The sequence below is a fragment of the Bradyrhizobium sp. 87 genome (assembly GCF_023073015.1).
Lineage (GTDB): Bacteria > Pseudomonadota > Alphaproteobacteria > Rhizobiales > Xanthobacteraceae > Bradyrhizobium > Bradyrhizobium canariense_D.
Genome location: NZ_JADPIQ010000080.1, coordinates 20,945 through 39,653, shown reverse-complemented (window position 1 = coordinate 39,653; position 18,709 = coordinate 20,945). Strand labels below are relative to the sequence as shown.

The 18,709-nt window shown below is 59.6% G+C and carries 18 protein-coding genes and 8 pseudogenes; 15 read left to right on the top strand and 11 right to left on the bottom strand.

The genetic code is table 11. The features are described from left to right. On the top strand, positions 1-205 hold a 205-nt coding region (locus IVB50_RS18955; RefSeq protein WP_247296941.1), incomplete at its 5' end, for a hypothetical protein. Between the two features lie 20 nt (positions 206-225). Here the strand turns inward: IVB50_RS18955 and IVB50_RS18950 are convergent. After that, positions 226-414: pseudogene (locus IVB50_RS18950) on the bottom strand (transposase); the annotation flags it as partial. A gap of 88 nt (positions 415-502) precedes the next feature. Here IVB50_RS18950 and IVB50_RS18945 point away from each other — a divergent pair. Beyond that, positions 503-666 (top strand): annotated as a pseudogene (locus tag IVB50_RS18945) (IS630 family transposase); the annotation flags it as partial. A gap of 140 nt (positions 667-806) precedes the next feature. Here IVB50_RS18945 and IVB50_RS18940 read toward each other — a convergent pair. Continuing rightward, a complete protein-coding gene (locus tag IVB50_RS18940) occupies positions 807-1,289 on the bottom strand; it encodes a GtrA family protein (RefSeq protein ID WP_247296927.1) in 483 nt (160 codons plus the stop codon). 381 nt (positions 1,290-1,670) lie between these two features. Here IVB50_RS18940 and IVB50_RS18935 point away from each other — a divergent pair. Beyond that, positions 1,671-2,860 (top strand): IS3 family transposase gene (locus IVB50_RS18935; protein ID WP_247296926.1). Its coding sequence is split into 2 segments (ribosomal slippage): positions 1,671-1,920 and positions 1,920-2,860, totalling 1,191 coding nucleotides; the frame shifts between segments, so codons are not numbered across the junction. Between the two features lie 328 nt (positions 2,861-3,188). Further along, a pseudogene (locus tag IVB50_RS18930) lies at positions 3,189-3,735 on the top strand (transposase); the annotation flags it as partial. A 270-nt stretch (positions 3,736-4,005) separates the two neighbouring features. Here IVB50_RS18930 and IVB50_RS18925 read toward each other — a convergent pair. The 3 genes and pseudogenes from IVB50_RS18925 to IVB50_RS18915 form a co-directional block, all read right to left on the bottom strand. Then, entirely contained in the window at positions 4,006-4,437 is a 432-nt protein-coding gene (locus IVB50_RS18925; protein ID WP_247296925.1) for a transposase, read from the bottom strand. Between the two features lie 395 nt (positions 4,438-4,832). Beyond that, positions 4,833-6,653, bottom strand: a complete 1,821-nt coding sequence (locus tag IVB50_RS18920; protein WP_247296924.1) for a hypothetical protein — start codon at positions 6,651-6,653, stop codon at positions 4,833-4,835. A gap of 392 nt (positions 6,654-7,045) precedes the next feature. Then, a pseudogene (locus tag IVB50_RS18915) lies at positions 7,046-7,306 on the bottom strand (hypothetical protein); the annotation flags it as partial. Between the two features lie 302 nt (positions 7,307-7,608). Here IVB50_RS18915 and IVB50_RS18910 point away from each other — a divergent pair. After that, positions 7,609-8,172: a hypothetical protein gene (locus IVB50_RS18910; protein WP_247296923.1), complete on the top strand. Its 564-nt coding sequence runs from the start codon at positions 7,609-7,611 to the stop codon at positions 8,170-8,172. Positions 8,173-8,176: 4 nt separating this feature from the next. Here IVB50_RS18910 and tnpB read toward each other — a convergent pair. Beyond that, positions 8,177-8,395, bottom strand: a pseudogene (tnpB, locus tag IVB50_RS18905) (IS66 family insertion sequence element accessory protein TnpB); the annotation flags it as partial. 180 nt (positions 8,396-8,575) lie between these two features. Between tnpB and IVB50_RS18900 the strand changes: the two are divergent. From IVB50_RS18900 to IVB50_RS18875, 6 genes are all read left to right on the top strand, one after another. Beyond that, positions 8,576-9,664 carry a tyrosine-type recombinase/integrase gene (locus IVB50_RS18900; protein WP_247296922.1) on the top strand — a complete coding sequence of 363 codons (1,089 nt, stop codon included), beginning with the start codon at positions 8,576-8,578 and terminating at the stop codon, positions 9,662-9,664. Beyond that, on the top strand, positions 9,550-9,813 hold the full coding sequence (locus IVB50_RS18895) for a tyrosine-type recombinase/integrase (protein ID WP_247296921.1): 264 nt from the start codon (positions 9,550-9,552) through the stop codon (positions 9,811-9,813). Before IVB50_RS18900 ends, IVB50_RS18895 begins: the two co-directional genes overlap by 115 nt. Next, positions 9,810-10,103 (top strand): hypothetical protein, encoded by a 294-nt coding sequence (locus tag IVB50_RS18890; RefSeq protein WP_247296920.1) that lies wholly within the window; start codon positions 9,810-9,812, stop codon positions 10,101-10,103. The genes IVB50_RS18895 and IVB50_RS18890 overlap by 4 nt, the downstream gene beginning before the upstream one ends. Positions 10,104-10,113: 10 nt before the next feature. Next, positions 10,114-10,635, top strand: coding sequence for a tyrosine-type recombinase/integrase (locus tag IVB50_RS18885; protein ID WP_346771306.1), 522 nt, complete (start codon positions 10,114-10,116; stop codon positions 10,633-10,635). Between the two features lie 101 nt (positions 10,636-10,736). Then, the gene (locus tag IVB50_RS18880; protein WP_247296919.1) at positions 10,737-11,825 is read left to right on the top strand and encodes a tyrosine-type recombinase/integrase; all 1,089 of its coding nucleotides are present in this window, start codon (positions 10,737-10,739) and stop codon (positions 11,823-11,825) included. 76 nt (positions 11,826-11,901) lie between these two features. Then, positions 11,902-12,108 carry a hypothetical protein gene (locus IVB50_RS18875; RefSeq protein WP_247296918.1) on the top strand — a complete coding sequence of 69 codons (207 nt, stop codon included), beginning with the start codon at positions 11,902-11,904 and terminating at the stop codon, positions 12,106-12,108. A 206-nt stretch (positions 12,109-12,314) separates the two neighbouring features. On the opposite strand, the gene istB is transcribed toward IVB50_RS18875, so the two are convergent. From istB to IVB50_RS18860, 3 genes and pseudogenes are all read right to left on the bottom strand, one after another. Next, a complete protein-coding gene (gene istB / locus IVB50_RS18870) occupies positions 12,315-13,055 on the bottom strand; it encodes an IS21-like element helper ATPase IstB (RefSeq protein WP_247296917.1) in 741 nt (246 codons plus the stop codon). 9 nt (positions 13,056-13,064) lie between these two features. Continuing rightward, a pseudogene (gene istA / locus IVB50_RS18865) lies at positions 13,065-14,591 on the bottom strand (IS21 family transposase). 165 nt (positions 14,592-14,756) lie between these two features. After that, entirely contained in the window at positions 14,757-15,083 is a 327-nt protein-coding gene (locus IVB50_RS18860; RefSeq protein WP_247296916.1) for a transposase, read from the bottom strand. Between the two features lie 199 nt (positions 15,084-15,282). Between IVB50_RS18860 and IVB50_RS18855 the strand changes: the two are divergent. The 4 genes and pseudogenes from IVB50_RS18855 to IVB50_RS18840 form a co-directional block, all read left to right on the top strand. Next, positions 15,283-15,552: pseudogene (locus IVB50_RS18855) on the top strand (transposase); the annotation flags it as partial. A 429-nt stretch (positions 15,553-15,981) separates the two neighbouring features. Then, the gene (locus IVB50_RS18850; RefSeq protein ID WP_247296915.1) at positions 15,982-16,212 is read left to right on the top strand and encodes a hypothetical protein; all 231 of its coding nucleotides are present in this window, start codon (positions 15,982-15,984) and stop codon (positions 16,210-16,212) included. A gap of 223 nt (positions 16,213-16,435) precedes the next feature. Beyond that, positions 16,436-16,756: a hypothetical protein gene (locus IVB50_RS18845; protein ID WP_247296914.1), complete on the top strand. Its 321-nt coding sequence runs from the start codon at positions 16,436-16,438 to the stop codon at positions 16,754-16,756. An 18-nt stretch (positions 16,757-16,774) separates the two neighbouring features. Then, positions 16,775-16,930 (top strand): annotated as a pseudogene (locus IVB50_RS18840) (FAD-linked oxidase C-terminal domain-containing protein); the annotation flags it as partial. A gap of 156 nt (positions 16,931-17,086) precedes the next feature. Here IVB50_RS18840 and IVB50_RS18835 read toward each other — a convergent pair. Beyond that, positions 17,087-17,647 carry a cupin domain-containing protein gene (locus IVB50_RS18835; RefSeq protein ID WP_247296913.1) on the bottom strand — a complete coding sequence of 187 codons (561 nt, stop codon included), beginning with the start codon at positions 17,645-17,647 and terminating at the stop codon, positions 17,087-17,089. A gap of 227 nt (positions 17,648-17,874) precedes the next feature. Continuing rightward, positions 17,875-18,705, bottom strand: coding sequence for an ABC transporter permease (locus IVB50_RS18830; RefSeq protein ID WP_247296912.1), 831 nt, complete (start codon positions 18,703-18,705; stop codon positions 17,875-17,877). Positions 18,706-18,709 lie beyond the last annotated feature (4 nt).

Sequence of the window (18,709 nt, the reverse complement as noted above, 5' to 3'; positions counted from 1 at the left end):
GCCGCGCACGACAATCATCGCGGCAATCATCACCTCGCCGCGACACCGACTCGCCATCCTGATTGTCGCGCGCTTCCCATCCAGATTGTCGCGCTATACGGCAGCCTCCGGCGATCCGGAGGGCGCAGCAGCCGCCGATGGCGACGATTCCGACACCAACGGCACGAACGACAGTGCACCCGCCGAAGCCGGCAGCACCAGTTGACCTGAACGCGCCCGGCGCCGCCAGTCATGCACCTGCTGGGGCCGGCAGCCATGCCGGCGTGCGATATCTGTTACAACTGCGCCTGGCTCGAGGCTTTCCGCGACAATCTGGGCCTTCAAATCATCCGGCCACTGCTTCCGGCCTGTGCCGGCGTACACTTCGATACGCTGCGTCACTGGTCGTCTTATGTCGTCCGAATGGTCGTCCATCGTGAGCACCCTTGCAGAAGATGACTCTTCTAGCGGTGCTCCCAAGATCGCGCACAGACAATCTGAAGGGCCGCGGCGTACGCTTACTGTTCACACGTCCGTCAGGCAGCTCAAGGCTGACATCCGTACCGACCTGGACAACCAGAGACCAGAAGCCCTTGCACCAAGTCCGCAGCCAGATTTTTGGCTTCCGTTAAACGATTCTGCCACAAAGCCCAGCGGAGATTATGTGGCGAACTTAGACTCACGTAACTGGTCGCTCAGCCAAAATGGATTTTTGCGATCGACATAGCTAGCCCCCGTAGGTTGCGACGCTCGCGCTAGTTAAGAGCGCGCTGTTGTATCCGGCATGTTCACGGCCGGTCGTTCGCCTTGCAAAACCATGGATCTCTTCATCTCTGCTTGAAGGTGAAACGCTTGTGGGCGTAATAGGTTATCAAGACGGGACTGCAAACCGCTACCGTGTGAGCAACGAGTTCAGGGTGGTGCTCCCACCCGATGGTTGGCATTATCCAATGCATCAAGCCAACGCTCACGAGCCACACCTGAACGAGCGCCGCCAAATACACCAACAGGAAGCGGAGATACTGTTGCCATCCGGAGCTTTGAGAAGTCTGAAAGACATAAACTTTCGACATTACAAAAGCGAAAGTCAGCGCGACGGGAAAAGCCAGTACGACAGCATACTCAAACCGTACGGATCTAGAAATCAACACACGAGCGACTATGTTTACCGCCGCAGCGAGCGCGCCGACAATTAAAAACCGGGTAAACCGAGTTTTCACAGAAGCTCCAGCGAGGTTGTAAGCCCCCAACATGATGAGGGGCGACGTCTGGATCGCGACAAAAAAAAGTACCTGCTGAGGAACTTCCATGTCATCGGCTTCGACAAATAGGATCTAATCAACCAATCTCGTTGCGGACCGCCTAGTATCATTTTGTATCGTAGGGTAGTAGTTTCGATAGACTTGCCGCGCGGTTCAGGACAGGACGATTTCTTCAAGAGTCCAGCGCACAGGACAGATGCCTGAAACAGCGCGATTCAGGGCTTTAATCCGGGCCGATGCGACTCAAATTCGTCACCCTTCAGATTTACCTGATATTTCTTGGCCGCGTTGGTATAGCTGATGAATCCGCAGCAACAACCCGCTGATCGAGTACAGCACGTCCTTGTCGCGAGATATAGCTCTTATGACCTTGCCCCGCGGGCTTAATCCAGTTTGAAGTTCGTTCTGGCCCAAGACAAGGACCAGAGCATGAAGCGCAATCGCTTTTCGGAAGAGCAGATCATCGGGATTTTGAAGGAGCACGAGGCTGGGATCTCGGTCGCCGATCTCTGCCGCAAGCATGGCGTCAGCGACGCCAGTATCTACAAGTGGAAAGCTAAATTCGGCGGGATGGATGTCTCGGAGGCTAAGCGGCTGCGGTCGCTTGAGGACGAGAACACGAAGCTGAAGCGCTTGCTGGCTGACGCCATGCTGGATAATGCGGCGCTCAAGGATCTCCTGGGAAAGAAGTGGTGACGCCCGCGAGGAAGCGGAAAGCTGTCGCTCATCTGGTGGATGCCCACGGGATGAGCGAACGGCGGGCGTGTAAAGCCATCGGCTACTGCCGCACGACCATGAGATACCAGACGACCCGGGCAGACGATGCCGGCCTTCGCCAGCGCATGAAGGCGATCGCCCAGGAGCGCCGCCGCTTCGGCTACCGGCGCTTGCATGTCCTGCTCAAGCGGGAAGGCTACGTGATCAATCACAAGAAGCTATTCCGGCTCTATCGAGAAGAGAAACTTGCGGTACGCCGCCGAGGTGGTCGCAAGCGGGCGATCGGGACCCGCGCTCCGATGCTGGTTCCGATGGTCCCCAACGACCGCTGGTCGCTCGACTTCGTATCGGATCAGCTCACCGACGGCCGCCGCTTCCGCATCCTGACCATTGTCGATGATTGCACCCGCGAATGCCTGGCGCTGGTGGCCGACACCTCGCTCTCCGGCACCCGCGTGGCGCGGGAACTGGACCGGCTGATGATCCAGCGTGGCAAGCCGAGGATGGTGGTCAGCGACAATGGCAGTGAACTCACCAGCAACGCCATTCTGACATGGGCAGATCGCTCCCGCGTCGAATGGCATTACATCGCACCGGGCAAACCCATGCAGAATGGCTTCATCGAAAGCTTCAATGGGCGGCTGCGGGATGAGCTGCTGAACGAGACGCTGTTCACGTCGTTGGCCCAGGCGCGCGTTGCTCTTCGATGTTGGCGGGTCGATTACAACGATCGACGACCTCACTCGCAGCTCGGGTGGAAGACGCCGTCCGAATTCGCCTTCACTTGCCATCCGCGACGGGATCTGGCGCTGCGCTATGCCGAGGGCTCCGCGCCAGCTCCCGTCGCTACCACCGCCCAACCGGGCAAATCCAGCAGCCGGGGCGAACTCAGGACTGGATAAAACTTGGGGGCAAGGTCACTTAAAGTATTCGGCACAAGTTAGCTGCCAAACGCACCTTCTCTTATCGATGCCGACATCTGAAAATGTCGGGCTATAGATAGTTGCCAGCTCAATCATGACTGTTCCTCGGACTGAATATCAGCGTTCATAACATCTCCAGGCGCGAGCGTCGGGGTGGATTCCTCGAGGGTTACGACATCGTTAGGCGGCCTCCGCCATCATACGGCCATAACGGATGCTCTCGGCTACCCCACAATCTTCCGGGTAATAGAAGCACGTGTCGGCGATCTGGAGACCCCTAATGGGAGTCTGTGCGGAAGGCAGCTTGTTCATGCTCAAGCACGGCCGCACTTATCCCCGCAAGAAGGGCTGGACAATGCGTTATCTGCGCTGGCTTCAGGAACAGAAGTTCGATCACCCGGCACATCAGATCGCGCTCCAGGAAATGGTCGAAGCAGTTCGCATCGCCAGGGAGCGGGTCGAACGTCTCGAGCGCACGATCGAAGAGTTCGTTTCGGCCTGGTCTCTGGAGCCGCTCGTGCGGACGCTTCAAACATTGCGAGGTATCGATCTGATCGTCGCGGTAACATTCGCCACCGAGGTTGGCGACGTGAGCCGTTTTGAGAGCCCACGTCAACTCATGGGTTATCTCGGTCTGGTGCCCGGCGAGCGATCGACGGGAGAAGTCCGTCAGGCGTGGTGGCATCACCAAGGCCGGCAACGGCCGCGTCCGCCACATGTTGGTCGAGAGCGCCTGGACCTATCGACACCCGCCGAAGATCGGCAAGACAAAGCTATACCGGCTCGAGCAGGCATCGCCAGGCGTGCGCGAGATCGCGTGGAAAGTACAGAGCCGCTTGACTGCCCGCTACCGGAAGTTGGCTACTCAGGCGAACGCAGCGCGCGCTTCCGGCCGAACGACTCCATCCTGCAGCTGCTGGCCAGCATCTGATTATTATGTGGCGGAGGAACCCTGGGTGGCCGGCCCTGGCTGGCGTTAGGGCGCCTCCGCCACATAATCTCGTCCGACACATAAGAACGGATCGGCCTTCATGTGCTCGCGCACCAACATAGCAAGCCCTCCATTCCCTTGAGTCGACCGGCTTGGTTGCTACCATCACCTGGACAGTTTCCGGACGGGCCGATCACCGGCTTGCCTTCAGCGCATGGAGGATGGCCGCAATCATCGCCACGTCTGCACCTTGGCCAACCCGGATAGTGACGCCTTCGGCTTCGATCTCGATGCCCCCGACATCCGACTTGGCCTTGCATCGCGCTGTCTTGCGCTCATGGCCAACAGCCACGGCCGGTACCATGGCGTCTACCACCGCCGGTACAAACGGTGGATCGTCAGCCATCGGCGTCGGCAACTGGCGTGCTTGCCGGCGCCAGGTAAACACTTGGAGTGGGGTCAGCCCGTGTCGCCGGGTAATCTCGGAAACGACCGCGCCTGGTACCAGCGTTTCCTCGACGATCCGGGCCTTGTCGTCCTTCGAGAACCAACGACGTCGTCCCGTCTCCGTGATCACTTCCAGCCGGCGCGCCGTCACGTCCGACTTAAGCGTATGGTCAAGCACAGACGCAAGCCGATCCCTTCAAAGAGATCGTGAAACTCGCCTATCCCATGTGCCGCGAGAAGGTGGGAGCGGAACGACGCTCTGACGTCCGCTGTCAAGGCTTAGAACGCAGAGCCTCGCCCGATCGCCGATCGGCTGCTCATAGAGATGATCGTACATGGGTGGAGGTGGAACCGAAGGACGTCGGTGATCAAGCTCTGATGCGCGGGTTGGTTACCGCATTCCCGATTGTGCGTCCGAGGTCTGCTCCTATCTTACTGCGGGCGTTGGCGCTCTTGCCGGCCACAAAGCGTCCGACGGGCATTCAGTGGATCATTTTTGTCGATCGGGGTTGACAGCATCCCGGCGATTAAAGAACGGACGGCTATCGACGTTCCACCGAAGGCTCCGTTCGGCTATCCAGCCGTTTGCCGCCGGGCTTCTCGACAGGATTGCTCCGCCAACGCGGCGGGGCGTACGGGCTTGAACAAAAACTGTCTGTGAGAATTCGGATAATAATGGTACCTGTCCATGACTGGCGCGGCAAACGTAGCGGCGGTGACGTAGTCTGCTCCCTGGGCTCCAAACGAGGCCATGACACTGGCTTGGTCAAGACGACGCGGTCCCTCTGGCGCGATCAGTAGCCATGCTCTGGCCAGATCAGCGCAGCTCTCAAGTCTGAGCGTCCTCACCGCAACTGCGTTACTGCCAGGATATCCGCCGAACAGCCAGGGTAGACCGAGCGATCGCGCCTCGAGCACATACAGCAAGGTCGGCAAGTCGGAGAGGTCGACCACCGGAGTACCCACCTCAAGGCCCGCTGCACGAGCTTGAACTCTAGCCGTGGCCAAATAGTCGTGGAACGGTTGCGAGAGTACTAGTTTTACATTACCCGGGAGGGACACGACGGCGGTATAACCGCGCAGGTCTTTCACCTGACGGAACGGCTTGAGCATGTCAGCATTGACCACCGACGCAGTGAGCAACTGGGCAAATACTGTTAGGGGCAGTAGGGTTGCGACGCTGCGCCCCTGTTGCGCACGAGGGCCCAGGAAGGCAACGACTGCGAGCATCCAAAACAAGGCGGCAAGCGAACTATTCCACCAGTACTCGGCCGCAGAGCCCAGTGTAAGCAGGTGGGGTAAGCCCAGAAAGGTTAGCGCTAGAGCGATGCTCGTGGGAACCTGAGTGCTCAGAACTCTTTCGCGATAAGATATCGCGCCAAGGCATGTGAAGGCTGGCACCAGGAACAGGGTTGAGGGCTTGATGCTGATCGGATCGGCCCCGAGCAGCGCAATCGCTATTGTTACGATTAACACCGCGGCGAGGATAACCGATACGAGCAACTTGTGCGCAGTCCCCATAAATATGCTGAGAAGAAGGCCTGTGGCCATTAGCACAGCGATATCGAGTTGCAAGCGGCTGGTAGGGAGCCCCTCGATTCGAAAAATGCGAGACAGCTGGTGCCCGCCACCAAGCAGGGCTATCCCCTCAGTGCTGTCGATCATACGGTTAACCAGCCCGATGATGCCGTCGCCAATCAAGTAGGCGGTAGCGATCAGTAGAGCGAGAGCGACCAGCGCCGCGCCAAGCAGGGGCAGCAGAGACTTTCGGCCCAAGACGACGACATAGAGCATGACAACGAGGGCGAGGGCCGCGGCGCTGGTCGGCCTGGCCATGAAGCTGCACCAGACGCCAACGCCGACCAGGACGGACGCCGAGACCTGACGCATGCGCCCCGGCCGATCGGCGAGCAGCAAGCCGATCATCACCATCAAGAACGATTGAATGTTCAGTGTGTAGTAGTTTGGCGTGAGCAGCATGCAGTTCTGAAAAGCGGCTAATGCGACGCTGCCCATCCCTGCCGATAGCGCCGCCGCATGCGGCCAGTCCATTGTCCAGAGGCGACGGATCACAAGAAAGCTGAGAATCCAGCCGAGCGCCAGGGCGAGCGTCACGTTCGCCGCGCGAAGCACTGCGATGTCGCCCCCCACCCACTGGTATGGCCAGTGATAGATGAAGCCAAAAAGGGTCGGCGGAATGTTGATTGTGTGAGCGAATGGGTTTGCGATGAAGTTGAGCCAGAAACCTTCGTCTTTGAGATCGAGACCGTAACTTCTGTAGTATAGCCGCCAAGCGAAAAGGATGGCCGTAGTTGCGGCGGAAAGCACCAACAAAGTCCGATCTAACAAGACTGACATCGTACTTCCGTTAGCAACGTTGCTATCGCTCGGCATATGTCCCTTCCTGCCTACCTTCGAAGAGTCTATTCCAATGGATATCAGCCTTCGAGGAGCTTTTAACTAACATTAGCCGTGCAATCTCCTCCAAGAATTGGTAGAGGCCATCACGTCGAACCCATTCGGCTACCGGAAGACGTGCAGCATTTTTTTCGGATACACGAAAGGCGTTCTTCCAGAGGAAGGACGGTCTGCTGCTGACGGAGGTGTTCAAGCAGCTTGAGGAGTAGCTCAGCAAAGCGAAGAAATCGGTGGCGGACCTTGCGATTGAAATCTGCCGAGCCATTGTCTCATGGGGGCGGAAGGCCACGTCGCTGGCGTCACTTCGGTTGATTCTTCTCCAAACTCCTAGCGATATATCTCAAGGAATTGGGAGCTATCGCCGAATTTTAGTGACTGCCGGGCCGTTCAGGCCGCGACGATTTTGACGATTTTGGAGTGAAGGTCGGGTGGCTCGGCGATGCCTCGATCCCATCGTTGAATGTCACATCGGGAATGAGTTTCGGCAAATAGTTGTGACCATCGAGCCGGCGCCAACTCCCTGGACCGGTTTGAAGTCCATCGCGAACGCGGTCCTGTTCGACCAGGTGACGCTTCGACCGGATCGCGCGGTCGCGCACGGTTGCGAAGGTGCTTTCGATGGGGTTGGTAACCAGTATGAGATTTCTCGGTGGCAACGTTCGGCTGTGATGCTCTATATCGTGGCGTATGGTGCGGCCATCGGGACAGAGCCACCGGAAGCACGAAGGGCCGGCAGGCCGATACACACGATGAACCGCGGGCTCGAGTTAGTAGCTGGCCACCTCTGCGACTCGCCCGCTTGCGCTGAGAGCACGACAAATGGCTCGCGAGCACAATAAGCAAAAGGACCGAGATCGCGAGCCATGATCCGTAGCTGTCGTGTCGACCGCCGCTCCCGTCATATGTCCGGCTTTAGGTGCGAATGCAACTGGTGACTGGCATCGACGTTCACCGAACGAAGGAGGTAGTGTTTTGGGAGGACGGCTGGTTCCGACAGACTGGCCGCATTGATTTGACGCGGGCTGCGCTGGAAGGATTTGTCAGAGTCCTTCTGGCCAGTGATGAGGTGGCGGTCGAAGCGACCGCCACCAGCATGGCGGTGTCGAGGGGGCTGGTGCCATTCGTGGAGCGGGCAATTAACGTCAATTCGTTGCAGCTAAAGGCGATCGGCCAAGCTCACCTCAAGACGGACAAGATTGATCCCGGCATGCGCACCTTACCCCGAAGTGCCCACATGCCGATCTTTTCAACGGCCACGGTCTGGCACACTTGGCCACTCAACAGTTGCCGGACGACGAGCGTGCGGCGATCGGTCGGCTCGACCGTGAGCTTGACGGCTAGCGGAAGATCTGGCGCGGTTCAATCGCGAGATCGCGCAGAGCGCCATCGACGATCCGCGGCCAACAGATTGATAACGATTACCGGCTCAACTTGGCGGTCGCCGCTGGCATGGGCCGCAATCGGCGACATCAGCCAGTCGACAGCCCGGGGCTAGTGAGCTATTTCGGGCTGAGCTCGCGGGGGCGGCAGACCGGACTAGGAGCCGCCCACCACGGCTGCGCCATCTGCGCCGCCGAGATCGACACCGCGCCGGCCGACGCCGCGGGCCAGATGAACTTCCCACGGTCAAGGCGGTTAGCGTAGAGCGACATGCCGAGCCCATCGTGCCGAAGAATCTTGACCAGGTCACCGCGGCGACCCCGGAAGATGTAGAGATCGCCGGCGTGAGGTTATGTTTTGCGCAACATAACCCCATTTATGTGTCGGACGAGATTATGTGGCGGAGGCGCCCTAATGCCTGCTTTGACCGGCCATGGCTGGATTCCTCCGCCACATTATATTTGGTGCCTCTCGCGCGAACGCGGGATCCCCCTGCGCCGCAACACCAGAGGGGCACAATGCTCGAGTTCTATTTTTCGTATCGCGGGGTGCTCAAGCGCCTTCGTAACGGGGCGCTCGGCGCCGAGATGGATCGCATCGCGGGACACTTTTTCTCGCTCGGTTACAAGCAAGCATCCGCTAAGCTTTATCTCAGCTGGATTGCGCGGTTCAGCCATTTTGCTGCGGCACATTGCGGTTCACGGCCGATCGGCCAAGCTATTCTCGATCGCTATCTACGCACGTTCACTACGGACTCGCCGCGGATTGCAGCAGTGTCCGCGCTTCAACACGCGCGGCGGGTCGCGCCCGAACGATTCATTGCGTCGGCGCCCAGTGTAGTCGATGATCCGGTCGGCCCGCTTTTGAGCTCCTTTTCGGACTATCTCCGCAGGGTACGAGGCCTTGAGCCAAAGTCCCGCGATGGCGTTCTCTTGGGCGGGCGGCGCTTTCTCGATTGGCTCCGCCATCGCCACCCCGGCCAAGACCTCAAGGCGTTGACGGCGGAGCATGTCCTTGCTGCCGTCGAGTATCGGCTGTCGCTCTCCGCGACCTCCGCCACTCGCACGGCGGCGACCTCTCACATCCGAAGGTTTCTCCGCTTTCTGCATTGGGCTGGCCACCACGAGCAGGATCTAGCCTCCGTTGTTCCAAAAACGTCCCATTGGCGTCTGGCCCATTTGCCGCCCCGGCTTTCGTGGGATGATGTTCGCTGCGCCATCGATGCGATCGGCAAGGCGACGCCGATCGACCTTCGCGATCGGGCCGTCCTGCTGCTGCTCGCCACCACAGGCATTCGCAACGGCGAGCTGCGCGCCCTTCAGCTCCAGGATATCGGCTGGCAAGCTGGCGAGGTTTTTGTCCGGCGCACCAAGGGCAAGCGTGACCGGGTGGTCCCGCTCCTCGAGGAGACCGGCGCCGCGCTCGCGGACTACATCCTGCGGGCTCGACCGAGGTCGATAGTGAGCATCTGTTCCTGTCCTTCACGCCGCCCGTGGGACCGTTCAAGTCTGCGTCGCCGGTTTCGAGGATCGTGCGGAAGCGGTTGCGACATGGCGGTGTCGCACTCGGTCGCGTCGGAGGCGCGCATCTCCTGCGCCATAGTCTAGCCACGCAGCTCGTCGGGCGACGAAGACCGATCAACGAGGTCGCCGATCTTCTAGGGCACCGAAGCATCAACACAACGGCGCTGTACGTGAAGGTCGCGACCTCGCAGCTCGCCGAGGTCGCGCTCCCCTTTCCGAGAGGCGCCGCATGACCGCCTTCGCCGCATTCCTCGACGAGAAGGTCGAGCGGTACATCGAGCTGCGCCGCTCCCTCGGCTACGCCTTCAACAAGCAAGCTGGCACGCTGCGGGCCTTCGTTCGCTACGTCGAGCGTTCTCAGCTACGTGCGCCCGCCACCCGGACGATGGCGCTGGACTTCGTCCTGTCATTCGGCGGCGCCGCCAACAGTCGGGCCATTCGTCACGGCGTGCTCCGCCGATTTTACGAGTACCTAACCGTCTACGCCCCCCGGACCGAGGCCTTGGAGCGCAGAGCCTTCTAGGTCCAGAGCGATTCCGCCTCCGCGCATCTTAAGCGAGGCTGAGCTGGCGTCGCTTATCGACGCATGCAGCTTCATTTCGCCAAGGATCCCTCTCAGGGGCCACACGATGGCGACGTTGATCGGACTAGTGGCCAGCACGGGGCTAAGATCGGGCGAAGTGGTCAGGCTTGATCGCGGCGACGTCGATCTGACCAACGGGGTCGTCCTCGTCCGTAAAACCAAGTTCCGTAAAGACCGCCTGGTTCCTGTTCACCCAACGACCCAGGCAGCCCTTCATCGATACGCCCGTGAGCGCGACGCCGTGTTTTCCAGGCCCAAAGACGAGGCCTTCTTTCTCAGCTCGCGAGGCTGCCGTCTGTCGGCGGCCGGCCTGCAAAGCAACTTCGCGAAGGCCCGCAAGCTCGCGGGTCTCGATGACGGTAAGCCCCTGCGACCCCACCATCTCCGGCACCGGTTCGCGGTAACCAGGCTCAAGCTTTGGCACCAACAGCGCACAGATGTTCAAGCGCTGCTGCCTTTACTCGCCACCTAACTCGGCCATGCCAGCTACAGCGACACGGCCTACTACCTCACCGGTTCGTCGGATCTTCTCGCCATCGCAGCTGAACGCGCCTTTCTCGACGGAGGCACCGCATGAGCGAACACCTCCTTCTGGCACCGCTCCTAGAGTCGTACTTCCGTCGCCGGCTGACCAAGCAGCGCAACGCCACCTCCGCGACCCTGGCCAGCTATCGTGACGCCTTGCGCATGCTGATCCTCTTTGCCGCGGCGCGCTTGCAGAAGAAGCCGGCAGCGCTGAATCTTGAAGATCTCGATCGGGACCTCGTTCTCGCCTTTCTTGATGAGCTCGAGGAGAAGCGGAACAACTCCGTCGCAACACGCAACGCCCGACTAGCCGCGATCCGATCCTTCTTCCATCACGTCGCCGCCGCCGATCCCGCCTCCTTCGGAGTCGCTCAACGGGTTCTGACGATCCCCACTAAACGAGCGCACATTGCAGTGATGCACCACCTCACCAGCGCCGAAGTCGACGCCATCGTTGCTGCCCCTGATCAGACGACGCGCCGCGGCCGGCGCGACCGGATCTTTCTACTGTTCTTGGTGAGAACCGGTGCCCGCGTGTCCGAAGCGACCGGCGTCAACGCGAGCGACCTTCAGTTGGCGCGAGGGCGCCCGCAGGTACTGCTTCGCGGCAAGGGGCGTCGCGACCGCGTCGTTCCCATCCCTCAGGATCTGCTGCGATCGCTGAAGGCCTTATTGAGCGAGCTCGGCGTGGCCCATCGTGAGCCGCGGCCGATCTTTGTCGGGGCGCACAACGAGCGCCTGACACGCTTTGGCGCGATCCACATCGTTCGGCGTGCAGTCTCTCAGGCCGTGTCCATCACGCCAAGCTTGGAGGGCAAGCCCATATCGCCGCACATCTTCCGGCATTCCCTCGTCATGAAGCTTCTCCGGTCAGGCGTAGACCTCCTCACGATCCAGGCCTGGCTTGGCCATGCTCAGGTCGCCACAACCCACCGGTACGCCGCCGCGGATGTCGAGATGATGCGCCGGGGACTCGAGCGGGCGTCTCAGCCGACCGCAGCGCACGATTCCGGCCGAACGACGCCATCCTGCAGCTGCTTGCCAGCAGCTGATTATTATGTGGCGGAGGAATCTTGGCGTGGCCGGCGCTGGTTGGCGTTAGGGCGCCTCCGCCACATAATCTCGTCCGACACATAAATGGGGATCGCGCTTCAAGCTCTCCTGAACCGCAAGAGCCAGGCTTTGCATGCCGCGACGCATGTCGGTGTGGCCAGTGGCGATCCAAATCCTGACGCCGCTCGGAATCGGGATCATCGTCGCCGCAGCAGCTCAAGAACTCCGCCTCAACGTCCACGTCACGGTCAACGCGAACGCGACAGCCGCCGCCAAGCTCAATCTCGATGATTCCAGCCCTTGCATGCTGATTCCAATGATCGCGCGCAGTTATTCCAATCTGATGCCGCGCAGCGTTCTGATCTGATCGCGCGCAGGTGAAGCACCCGATCGTTAGGGGGTAATTGGCCTATCGTTAGCCCGTGGTCAAGCGGCCGCCGAAGAGATCACGTCTGAAGTTTGATAGTGGTCGCTTGACGGCGCGAAGCTGACCGGACGCGCACCGCAACAGTGCCGTAGCGGCCGGTCAGCTTCGCGGACTGCAGTCTCGGTCTTCATCGGCCGATGGTGTGATCAAGATCGAGGAAGCACAGGCGGGCGACGCACGGATTCACCGTTCAGTTCGAGCCTGTGAGCGTTGTGAAGCAGGCGATCAAGTATGGCATCAGCGTAAGTCGGGTCATTGATGAGCTCATGCCATTTGGCAAATGGAAGCTGGCTGGTGACAAGTGTTGACCGACGGCCGTAGCGGTCTTCGAGGATTTCGAGCAGATAATGACCGGCATTGGCGTCGATCGCCTGGAGGCCCCAATCGTCCAAAATGAGGAGCTCGACGGCAGCGATGCTCTTCATCCGCGAGGCGAGTCGGCCGTCGCCCCGGGCAAGGTCCAGCTCTTCGATCAACCGCGGCAACTGGGTGTAAAGTACAGAGTGGTTGTCCCGGCATGCCTTTTTGCCGAGCGCACAGCCTAGCCAGCTTTTCCCTACGCCGGTTTGCCCGACAATGGCGCAATTCTCATGGTTCTTGATCCAGTCTCCCTTGAGCAGCATATCGAACAAGCGGCGGTCGAGCCCACGGGGAGCGCGGTAGTCGATATCCTCGGGCACAGCATGATGACGCAGCTTTGCCTTGCGAAGACGAAGCGCCAGCCGCCGGTTGTTACGCCAAGTCGCCTCATGGTCCAGCAGCAACGCCAGCCATTCGGCGTGAGCGAGCCCCTGGACCTCCTCGTTGTCGGTGAAGCTCGTGAAGGCCTCGGCCATGCCGGTAAGGCCGAGCCGAGTGAGCAAGTGGAGTGTGGGATGTGTCAGCATTTTCTTCCCTTAGTGGCAATAGTCCGAACCCCGGATGTTGGTGTGTATGATCGGCTCGTGCTCGGGGGACGCAGGCGTTGGGACGCGATCGAGCCCCTTCTCGAGGATCGATTTGACGCTTGGCTAGTTGCGAGCCTGGATCTCAATCGCGCGCAGCGCGGCCGCCTCGAGGCGCTCGGCGCCAAAGCGCTTCTCGAGCCGGAGGATCCCCAGGCACGAACGATAGCCCTGTTCGGGATGCGGCCGATCCTCGATGATCCGGTCGACCAGCAGACGCAGCATCGGGCCGATGCGGCTTGTCTCGCTGCGGATCTTTGCCGGCGTCCACTCGCCATAGCGCCGGTGGCTGGAAGGCATGTGGGCGCTGATTGTCGTGTGCCGCCCGTTGCCACTGCCGCGCATATGCGCGGCGATACGCTCGCTGCTCAGGAAGATTTCAATCGTTCGTGCGCTAATCCGCGCTTCGACCTCCCGACGGGCGAAGCGATAGGGCACCGAGTAGTGGTGTCGTTCGATCTCGACATGATAGTCGAGCCCGACCTGGCATCGGCGCCATTCGGCATGGACCCACGGCTCGCCGGGAGGCGGTTTAAGATTCGGCGCATCAATTTCCTCGAACAGCTGGCGCCGTGTGCGGCCATACTGACGCAGCACCCGTCCGTCATTGAGTTTGGCCATCCACTCGGCGATCGCACGGTTGAGTTCGGCCAGGCTGTAAAAAGTTCGTTGCGCAGCCGCCCCAGCAGCCAGCGCTCGATGATTCCGACGCAGGCCTCAACCTTCGCCTTATCGCTCGGGCGACGCAGCCGTGCCGGCAAAATCGCTGTGCTGTAATGCCGCGCCATATCGCTGTAGCTGCGGTTGACCATAGGATCATAGAGACAAGCCTTGATCACTGCGACCTTGGCGTTGTCGTGCACCAGCAGTTGCGTTGCGCCACCAAAAAAGCTGTAGGCCGCGTTGTGTCCTAGTATCCAGTCACTGATTTGCTCGGTCCACGTCGCCAGCGCGAACGACAAGCTGGATGCGCCCATGACCGCGACGAAGATGTGCGCGTCACGCACCTCGGCTATCTTGCGGTCAACCACCGGCACCGTGTCGCCGGCAGAATCGACAAACAATTTCTCGCCCCCGCCGTGGTGCTGGCGCATCACCAGCGGCAGCCAGCCCTCCCAGTTGCGGAACAGGTCACAGAAACGGCTATAGCGGTACCTGTCTGGATGCTCTGCAATGTACTTGTCCCACAGGCAGCACCTGCAAGGTCACGTGCTTGCGCTTGAGCTCGCGGGCAATAACGGACCAGTCGGGCTCGGTCGCCTTGCGGCGACCAGGCTTCACGCCAGGCGCCCCTTACAGCAGTTGCTCCAACTCGGTGTTGCTTATCGCTTCCGGGACTGGCCAGGCCAGACCCGCGCGCACAAACCGCTTCAGCGTGTCACGTACCGTCGTCGGCCTGACGCCGACGCGCTCGCCAACCACGCGCGTCGAGAGCCCAGCCTCAAGGCTCAACCGTACAATCTCGCCCACCTGGCGCATGATAACCCTCCTCGTCGGCATCCAATTGTCCCAGCTGTTTCCAGCCGGAGAAATGGCCCAACGATCAGGCTTCACACCATGCGAAACTGCGCGCGATCAAGTCGGAATGCTGCGCGGATAATGCTCGGAATACTGCGCGCGATCATTTCGGAACCCCGCGCGCCATCAAATCGGTACGGTGCGCGCGATGACCTCGGAATCGGCACTTGCACGCTGCGCAGGCAGGGAAGACGCCGGTTGTGGCGCGTCGCTCGAGATCGGAGCCGCCACTGGCGTGATCTCGACCGGAACGAGAGCTGGCACGAAATCTACGCCCAGCCAACCCTGACGCGCTCGTCGAGGCCAAGTGAACAGCAGGCTGTGAGCCACCCCGTGCCGGCGCGCGACGCCGCAGACCGTCTCGCCAGCCTGCAAGGTCTCTTCGAGAAGGCGAACCTTCTCGTCGTAACTCCATCGCCGCCGACGCTCGGCGCCCAACACATTGACCTGCATTCGCCACGTGACCTTAAAGCTAGACTTAAGGTCAAATCCTCGGGCCGTCTCTCAAACTACACAAGGCGGCCTTCACCGGCTTTCAATTACCCACAAATGTTTGATTCGATTGCGGTAGTCCTGATCGAAAAATCTTGAATCGGATGAATCGCTTGTGATTCATTGTCGGACACCTGAATCGCGACGGCGAGGTGCCTTGATGTGTTCAAGCGGAACGACGTGTCGTTGGTCGGCCGAGCCGGATGATGGTGATGAAAGTGCCGTCGAACATTGGACGGAGCGCGAGATCGACAAGACAGCGTTCAAAGATGCCCGTCCCGGTCAACGATTTAGAGAGCTGTTGAAGCAAATTGGTGACGGCATGGGCGAGAGCATACCGTTCGCGTGCCAGGACTGGGCGAACACGAAGGCGGCCTACCGCTTCTTCGCCAACGAGCGCGTGGAGGAAGCCGACATCCTCAGCGGTCACTTCGCCGCTACGCGCGCGCGTTACGATGATTGTAGAGGCCCGATCCTCATTCAGGACACGACGGAATTCTCCTACCAGCGCGCAAACACGAGCGCTATTGGCCTGACCAAGAGCGTCAACAGCGGCCGGGACAAGGACGGGCGTTGGCGCCATCACACGGTCTGCGGAATGCTGATGCATTCCAGTCTCGCCGTGACTGTCGAGGGCCTACCGCTAGGATTGGCGGCGGTGAAGTTCTGGACACGGAAAAAGTTCAAAGGCACGGCGCAGCTCAAGAAGAAGATCAGCCCGACCCGCGTTCCGATTGAGAAGAAGGAAAGCGTTCGCTGGCTCGACAATCTCTAGCAGTCGATCGAGCGGCTCGGACAGCTGACGCGTTGCATTCATGTCGGCGACCGCGAAAGCGACATCTACGAATTATATTGCCTGATGCAAGAGCTTGGCGCTCACTTTCTTGTCCGCGCCTGCGTCGATCGGCTGGCAGGCGATGGCGGTCATACGATTGCAACCGAGATGGACGAGACCAGCGTCAAAGGCTTGCATTACATCGACGTGCGCAACGACAAGGGAGAGACGACGAAGGCCGCGCTGGAAATCAAGTTCAAGCGGATGGCGGTCTTGCCTCCCATCGGGGAAGCAGAAACGTTATCCAGCCCTTGACCTGACGATAATCCATGCCACCGAGCGCGGTACGCCAAAGGGCCGTAAACCAATTGAGTGGAAGCTCATCACAGACCTAGCCGTCCGCAGTCGCTCCGAAGCAATCAAGAAGATCAACTGGTACGCCATGCGGTGGGAAATCGAGGTGTTCCACAAGATCCTGTAATCGGGCTGCAAGGCGGAAGACTCACAACTCCGGACCGCGGAGCGACTTGCCAATCTAATGGCGGTCTTCTGCATTCTCAGCTGGCGCGTCCTCTGGCTCACCATGCTCAATCGCATCGCCCCAGACGCGTCGCCGAAGCTCGCATTGACGGACACCGAGATCGCGTTGCTCGATCGACTCATCTGCGGCGTCAGCCATCGACGATGTCGCCCTGGAACCCTTGCATTTTATCTTACCAAACTTGCACGATTGGGTGGCTACCTGGCCAGGGCGGGCGATCCGCCGCCCGGAAATGTTGTCATCTGGCGCACCCTCTCGAGACTCACAGATATCGAACTCGGCGCCGAAATCGCAGCGGCTGGAAATGTGGGTAATTGAAAGCTCCACCGGATGGATACGCATCAAGGATCCATCTCTGCCGAGCACGGTATCGGTTTGCTGAAGCGGGACTACCTACCCTATTCACGCAGCCCAGAAGAGCTGGAGTTGATGCGTCGAATCAAGCAAACGCTCGACCCCCATCACATACTCAATCCCGGGAGGGTGATCTGAGGATGGTTCTGGGCAGCGCTGCGGCTCAGGTGTCAGGGAGGCAGCCCCCGACCGACGAGAACTAATTGGCCATTTCCCGTCACTTCCGTAAGTCCCGGTAAACCTCTATAGCCCATATCCATCGAATGTCGCACTACTACAAGTTACCTTCAAAGCTCAGAATGATGGCGGCGAACAGGCGCTAACGACCTCGCACGGCTCAGCTCCGATGCACCTGAATCTATGCGGCCGACGGCTGGAGAAATAATAGGCCTCACCAGGCCCTAATACGCGACGCTGGTCGTCAACAGTAACCTCAAGGCGTCCATTGATAATAATTCCGCCCTCTTCACCGGCGTGAACGAGCTTGACCTTCCCTGTATCGGATCCTGGCATGTATGTTTCCTTTAAAATCTGGACTGAACGGCCAACCGTATTGTTCCCAATCTGAAGATAGGAAATTCCGCCTTTTCCGATTTCCGTCAGGTCTTTGTTCCCAAAGAAGATCTGTTCCCTGCCCTGCTCCGTTAGCGAAAAAAACTCCGCCAAGCCGACCGGGAAAGCATCCAAAATGCGTTTCAGTGCCCCCACGGACGGATTGGTCTTCCCGGATTCGATCAAAGATATTGTCGAATTGACCACACCGGCCCTTTTTGCGAGCGCTCGCTGGGAGAGCCGATTACGCTGCCTGATCTGACGCAGGCGAGCACCGATCTTTTCGTTGACACCCTCAGACATTACTCAGCGCGCGTTTAGCCCACAACATGTCTAAGACAACCACAAGATCGGCTTGGCAAGTCTCCGCGTCCTTGCGCCAGCTTGCACCTCTGCAGGAACGCCACGACGATTGCCGCAGGCGGTCGATAGCATGCGTGGAGCGATGTTCTTGCTCATCTTGTTTCCTACTATTCCTAACTATCTGCGGGGGTCTCGCGAGTCGCGCCAAGAACCCGGGAGAGTAATCGTCAATTGCCTCGGATGCCGCGGAGCCGCTCGGAGCGGCGGCGCAACAGCTGCACAGTAGCAAGCATGCCCATCGAAAGGACAATCAGCACAGTAGCCGCAGCGATGATGGTTGGGCTGATCTGTTCGCGGATGCCGGAGAACATGACTTTTGGCAACGTGCGCTGATCGGCGCCGGCGATGAAGAGAGCGATCACCGTCTCATCGAAAGACGTGATGAACGCGAAGAGCGAACCAGAGAGCATCCCCGGAAGTATCAGCGGCACGGTAATCTTAAAGAAAACTGTAATAGGCGAGGCGCCGAGTCCAGCGGCCGCACGGGTGAGAGAACTGTCAAACCCGAACAACGTCGCAGTTACCGTAATGACGACGAATGGCGTAGCAAGGGTTGTATGTGCCAAGATGAGCCCGGCATAGGTATTCAATAGACCAACATCTGCATAGAAGAAGTACACGCCGATCGCCGTGATTACGACGGGAACGACCATGGGCGAGATTAGTATGGTCATTACTGCGGTGCGCCATGGGAACTTCGGTCGACTAAGGCCGAGTGCAGCAAGCGTGCCGAGCGCCGTCGACAGCAGCGTGACCGACACCGCGACGAAGATCGAATTTTGGAGCGCGCTCTGCCACCTGTCCGTGAAAAAAAACTCTTCATACCAGCGTAGCGACAGCCCCGACATGGGATAAGTGAAGAACGGCACGGAATTAAAGGAGAGCGGAACGACTACGAGAACCGGCGCAGTCAAGAACAGCAGCACCGCACCACAAATAAGCCGATGCAGATAGTGCCAGCTCTTTTCCGCTGGAGAAGCGTAGACGGAGGCGGCCATTATT